The organism is Proteus cibi, assembly GCF_003144405.1.
Lineage (GTDB): Bacteria > Pseudomonadota > Gammaproteobacteria > Enterobacterales > Enterobacteriaceae > Proteus > Proteus cibi.
This window is the reverse complement of the sequence record NZ_PENW01000035.1, coordinates 1-5,518: the sequence shown is the minus strand read 5'-3', so window position 1 is coordinate 5,518 and position 5,518 is coordinate 1. Positions and strand designations below refer to the sequence as shown.

At 37.4% G+C, this 5,518-nt stretch carries 3 protein-coding genes; 1 reads left to right on the top strand and 2 read right to left on the bottom strand.

The features are described from left to right. Nucleotides 1–217: 217 nt before the first annotated feature. The gene (locus DK865_RS18585) at nt 218–1,444 is read left to right on the top strand and encodes a tyrosine-type recombinase/integrase (RefSeq protein WP_109392561.1); all 1,227 of its coding nucleotides are present in this window, start codon (nt 218–220) and stop codon (nt 1,442–1,444) included. Between the two features lie 92 nt (nt 1,445–1,536). On the opposite strand, the gene DK865_RS18580 is transcribed toward DK865_RS18585, so the two are convergent. After that, on the bottom strand, nt 1,537–4,668 hold the full coding sequence (locus tag DK865_RS18580; protein WP_162556645.1) for a YadA-like family protein: 3,132 nt from the start codon (nt 4,666–4,668) through the stop codon (nt 1,537–1,539). A gap of 341 nt (nt 4,669–5,009) precedes the next feature. After that, nucleotides 5,010–5,518 (bottom strand): phage tail fiber protein (locus tag DK865_RS18575; protein ID WP_456107124.1); only part of this gene is annotated, 509 nt, incomplete at its 5' end.

The window sequence follows — 5,518 nt, the reverse complement described above, 5'->3', positions numbered from 1 at the left end:
TTTAAATGGTACGCCCTACAGGATTCGAACCTGTGACCTACGGCTTAGAAGGGCGTTACATACTGATTTCATTGAGTTTTATATAATTTCACAAGTTTTCATCTTTTTGATTTATAAGGATTTATATACCTTGCATGATTTCAGCTAGTTTCATATCATTTCTTCGTTACTTGACCCGTTACTTGACCCGCAAACAACCTGTAAATGGAAATTAGTTATGGCTAGCGTATTACTGACTGATAGTAAAATACGAGGACTGAAATCAAAGAAATCTGCGTATTATACTTGGCAAGCATCAGCGACTAGAGGCACTGGACGCCTTGGTGTAAAAACATATCCATCTGGAAGAAAAGTTTTCGTCTACCGCTACTTCAAAGATGGAAAAGAGAAATTTATATCGCTTGGTGATTACCCTAATTTATCACTAGCAGATGCTGCAGTAAAATCCGTAGCAGCTGCTACCGAATCATTATCCCCAGAGAGAATTAAATATGAACACGCCACAGTAAAACAGCTTTTTGATGATTACATTGAAGATCAAAAACGACAAGGCAAGCGTTCATATGATAAAACTCGAAACAGACTAAATCAGGTTCTAGATAGTAAGCATATTGATGCCTCTATGCCTGCAAAAGATGTGACTCCAGATCATATAAAAAGAATACTTTCTGAGTTTATCTCCCGAGGTGCTTTAGCTGGCTCAAACAAGGTAAGAGCAAACCTACATGCGGTATTCAACTTCGGTTTATTTGCCGATAATGATCCAGCAAAAATAAACGAGCGCGTTATTTATGGGTTGGAGCGAAATCCTGTCACTGTGGTTCCTAGACAAAAAGGTGCAGATAAAGCGTTAGATAGATTTTTATCATGGGATGAGCTGAGACTATTATTAGAGCTATTCAATAAGCCTACCATAGAATGCCCTATTAACTCAGATTATGCGCGTCTATTTCTATTTTGCGTTTATTCCGCAGGACAAAGGCCATGGGAAATTCTGGCTAATACTCGCGACAATTGGGATAAAAAGAACAATACATTAACGGTCCCACCCCACATTTCAAAAACAGGCGATTATCATGTGATCCCTTTGGTACGGCCTGCTATTGATATTCTGAATATCCAAGAGCTCTTGTATCCAACATCAAATTATCTGTTTCCTGCTGACACCAAAGAAGGGCACCTGTTAACATCTGAATACGCTAAACAATTAAATAAATTTTGTAAGAAAAATGAGTTTGAGAAATTTACACCTAGAGATGTGAGAAGAACATTTAAAACATTAGCTGGAGAGATGGGAATTAGTTCTGAATTAAGGGATATGGTGCAAAACCACAAAAGACCAGGAGTTTCTCAAAAGCATTATGATAGATATGATTATTTAAGAGAAAAACGTGAAACGCTTGATACATGGTGTGAAAAGCTATTGTCACTTAAAGATGGATAATGATTATTTTACGTAAAGTTAATCAATGCTGGAGTTTTTAAGTAATAAAGAAAGCCTCATTTGAGGCCTTCTTTAAAAAATACTAATTTAAATTACCATTCAAAACCAACACCAGCTCCCCACACCATTTCTCCTTCAGTTGATGTGGATACAGATGAACGGATTACAACATTATCTTTAATGCGAGCTGAGCCACCCGCTGCAATTGATTGCTCACCATCGAACCCACCGATACCAACACCAAATGAATAAGTAGCCGAACCAGACAATTGTGGAATGTTTGTCATCGCAGAAACACCAGAGATACCACCTGCTGCACGTTTACGGTTAGCATCTACTTGGTTTTGCATGCTGTTAAAACGAGAGTCAGTATAAGCCATAGAAGTTTTCAATGTTTCGCGCTGACCTTGAATACGATCCGTACGTTCTTGATTGATCGCTACTGTGTTGTTAGCACCGATAGCTAATGCTTCATTCGCTTTGTCATTGATAGTACGACCTGCGTTGATAGCAGTATTCGCTTTAGCAATTACTTCGCCCTTTACTACTGGTGCTTTGTTGATTAACGCACCACCCGCAGTTTTACCAGCATCTTTAACATTGTTAACGATCACCTGACCTTTATTGACTGTATTTTCTAATTTCTCAATACGACCATCTAAGTCATTAGCACCCGGAACCATACCAGCGATTGCATTATCAATTTCGCCTTTAACGTAATCTTTACCCGCTTGCGTATTATCCGCTATAGCTTGGTCGATTTCGTTCTTAACGTAATCTTCTGCTTTCTGTTTAGCATCGTCTTTAGCTTGTTGTAAACCATCAACTACAGCGTGGCCATTTTTAGTAACAGTTGCGCGAATATTAGCGAGAGCTTGTTTCTTGTATTCATTAAGAATCGCATCTACGTCTTCTTTAGAAGTCGCGTTATCGATACGAACTAATAAATCATCATAAGCATCTTGACCGTCGTTACGCAGTTCTTGTTCTAAACGGTTGGATTCGTTTTGACCCATCGCAATGAGTTTCTTCGAATTGTCCTCAAGCTTAGCGTCAACGTCAGCAATGATAGTTGTGTTACCTTCAACGATTTGTTGTTCTAGGTTAGTAATTTTGTCGCCACCGATTTGAATCGCGTTGTCAACTTTGCCACTGATATTCGTTAATTCAGTTTTACCCGCTTCAACGTTCATATCAATTTGGTTTTGTAAATTAGTAATCCAATAAGTGCCGTCTTCAATCGCACCGTCAACTTTACCGCTTACATTAATGATAGCTTGTGAATTATCATCACCTTGCTGTTTCAGGTTAGCGTAAGCAATTTCACCACGTTTAACTTGACCATCAACATTTGCGTTAGTTGCATCGATTTGATCTTGGAAATCTTTAACCACTGTTTCAGCCGCATCTTTTGCAATGTTAACTTGGTTGCTAACTTCGCCTTTGATTTGGTTAACGTATTCGTTATTACCTTCAACGATATCTTTCTTGATGTTAATTGCTAAATCTTTAGCATCAAGTTTTAACTGGTTAGTGACGTCTTTGCTAATATCATTTTTGATGTTAACAATTGTTTCACTGTCACCGATTGCGATATCACCGATTTCATTTAACACGTTGTTAGTGATTTCAGTTTTAGCACCTTCGTACTTGCCGTTTACATTGGCTTTGATACCATCTTTGTTATTAACCCAAGAGTTATTGATGTCACCTTTAATACCGGAGACAGCAGCGTTTACACTTGTATTAATTTCGTTAGTGATATCTGTGCGAACACCTTCGTAAACGTCACCTGCTTTGTTTACAATGACGTCTTTGTTAGCAACGATAGAACCTGCAACGCCTTCAACTTTAGTGATTTTGTTGTTAATGATTTCTACATCATTAGTGACTGAATCAACTTTAGCATTGACATTGTTGTAAGCGTCGTTACCTTTCTGCTCTAAGGCTTCTAATTCAACACGGTCTGCTTTCACATCTTCTAAACGCTGAGTTTCAGTGTTAAGTTTAGTGATTGCCAGTTTGTTGTTATCAGCTGTGTATTCAACGTTGGTTAAACGCTCACCTTGTTTAGAGATGATTTTGTCTTGAGCTGCGATATCACTAGTGTTTTTAGTAATACGTTGCTCGAAGTCATTTGCGGTTTCTTTAGCGCCGTTAACTACTAAGTTAACTTTGCTACCTTCGTTGTTTACTAAATTAGTTACTGAGTTATCGATAACGTTATTAACCACACCAGAGATATTACCTTTGATGCTGTCAGTGTTATCTTTAACATAGTTGCCTAATTTGATTGCGCTGGTTAACACTGTAGTGCTTGCATTAGTAATGCTGTTCACTTTGCCATTAAGCTCAGTGTAAGCATCTTGACCTTTGCTTTCTAAATCTGCTAAATCAGTTTTATCAGCTTTAGTTTCTTGTAGTCCTTCGATGCGTTTGTCATTACCATCAATACGTGCGGTGTGATTGTTAAGACGATTATCTTGTTCTTGGTTTTTCAGAGCAAACTTGCCGTATAGACCAGCGTTTTCTTTATAACCATAGAACTCACCATTAGGGCCAACAACTAACTTGTCACTCTCTGCGCGTAAGAAACCGTCGAACTCACCTTTGTCATTAAAGTGAGGTTGACCGCCGAAAGTTAATTCCCATACGGCTTCGTTTTTGGCTTTGTTAGATTGAATGTTTTTCTGGTTGTCGGCGATACGACGGTCAAAATCATTTGCCGTTTCTTTCGCACCATTAACCATTACATTAACACTACTGCCTTCGCTGTTGATATAATTTGTTACCGAGTTATCGACAGCTGCATTTAACTTACCATTGATTTCATCTTTATTGTCAATCAAATACTGAGCTGTGTTTTCAATACGTGTATTAACATCAGCAACAAAATCCTTACCTTTGTTTTCTAAGTCTGTCAAATCAGACTTATCAGCTTTAGTGTCTTGTAAAACTTCGATATTACTCTCGTTGGTCGTGACACGACCTTCAAGATTATTTACTTTATTCAACGCTTCCGACGAATTCTGATTGGCTTGTTCAACATTAACATTGATGTTATTAACTTTCTGGTCAGTTGCGTTCTGATGAGCTTCAACTTCCATGATGTCTAACATAATGTGATGTTGATCCTGAGTATACTTATTCGGGTCTTGAACTGCCATTGTATTACTAGAGAAAACTACGGAAGCGATGATAAGAGAAAGAGTTGATTTTTTCATATAGATAACCATAAACTGTTAACTTAATAATGATGATTAAGATAATAGTTATTTGTTGATTTAAATATTTAAGGTATTTAAATCCTAAGTTATCAAGAGCCTCAATTCTATAAAATATAAGTATATTATCGTATTATCATGCAACAAAAATAATCATCAAAAAACGATGATGCATGAATTTAAACAAATAAAAACAGAAGATTAAAAAAATATTTAAAAAAAAAACATATAATAAAATACACATTCAGTTACATTGGGTAATAAATAATTTATATATCCCTCATTAAATATGGCTTTTAAATGTTATTTTTATTGTTCAATGATAATTACAAATAGAAAAACTATTCCTCTTCTTTTTGTCTGTGTTCCTCTTCCGCTTTCTGTGCTTCTTCCATCTCACGCATTCTCACGTTATAGATTGATTGCTCTGGCATCTGTACACGAACGGAAATAAAACGACCATCAGGAATATCAATTGGGTCACCGTCATTAAAACCCTCAATATCATTACGGGCGAATTTAGGTGCGTTAGGATGAGTGCGGTGATACGTTTTAACGAGAATAGAGCCGTCTTTGTTAATTTCAGCGTCAACCCAAATAAGAGGCTGTTTATTGACATCGAGTGGAATTTCAATACCGCCATCGACACCACCCCAGCCTGCATCAGCATTAAAACCTAATACACCTTCAATGAGATATTCACCTTGCCTTACTCGAGTAACCGTAGCGCCTTCTGATTCATCGTTAGTAGTGAATGTGCCGTCTGGATTGATGTCGATGATAGGAGAGGCTTTTTTGTAGAATCCGTTAGAGTCTGGTTTAGCGTTACCCAAATGAAGCACTTCATAAG

What these genes read in the sequence shown, in the direction of transcription:
- DK865_RS18585 (WP_109392561.1), top strand. Translation starts at nt 218, where the DNA reads ATGGCTAGCGTATTACTGACTGATAGTAAAATACGAGGACTGAAATCA.
- DK865_RS18580 (WP_162556645.1), bottom strand. Translation starts at nt 4,668, where the DNA reads ATGAAAAAATCAACTCTTTCTCTTATCATCGCTTCCGTAGTTTTCTCT.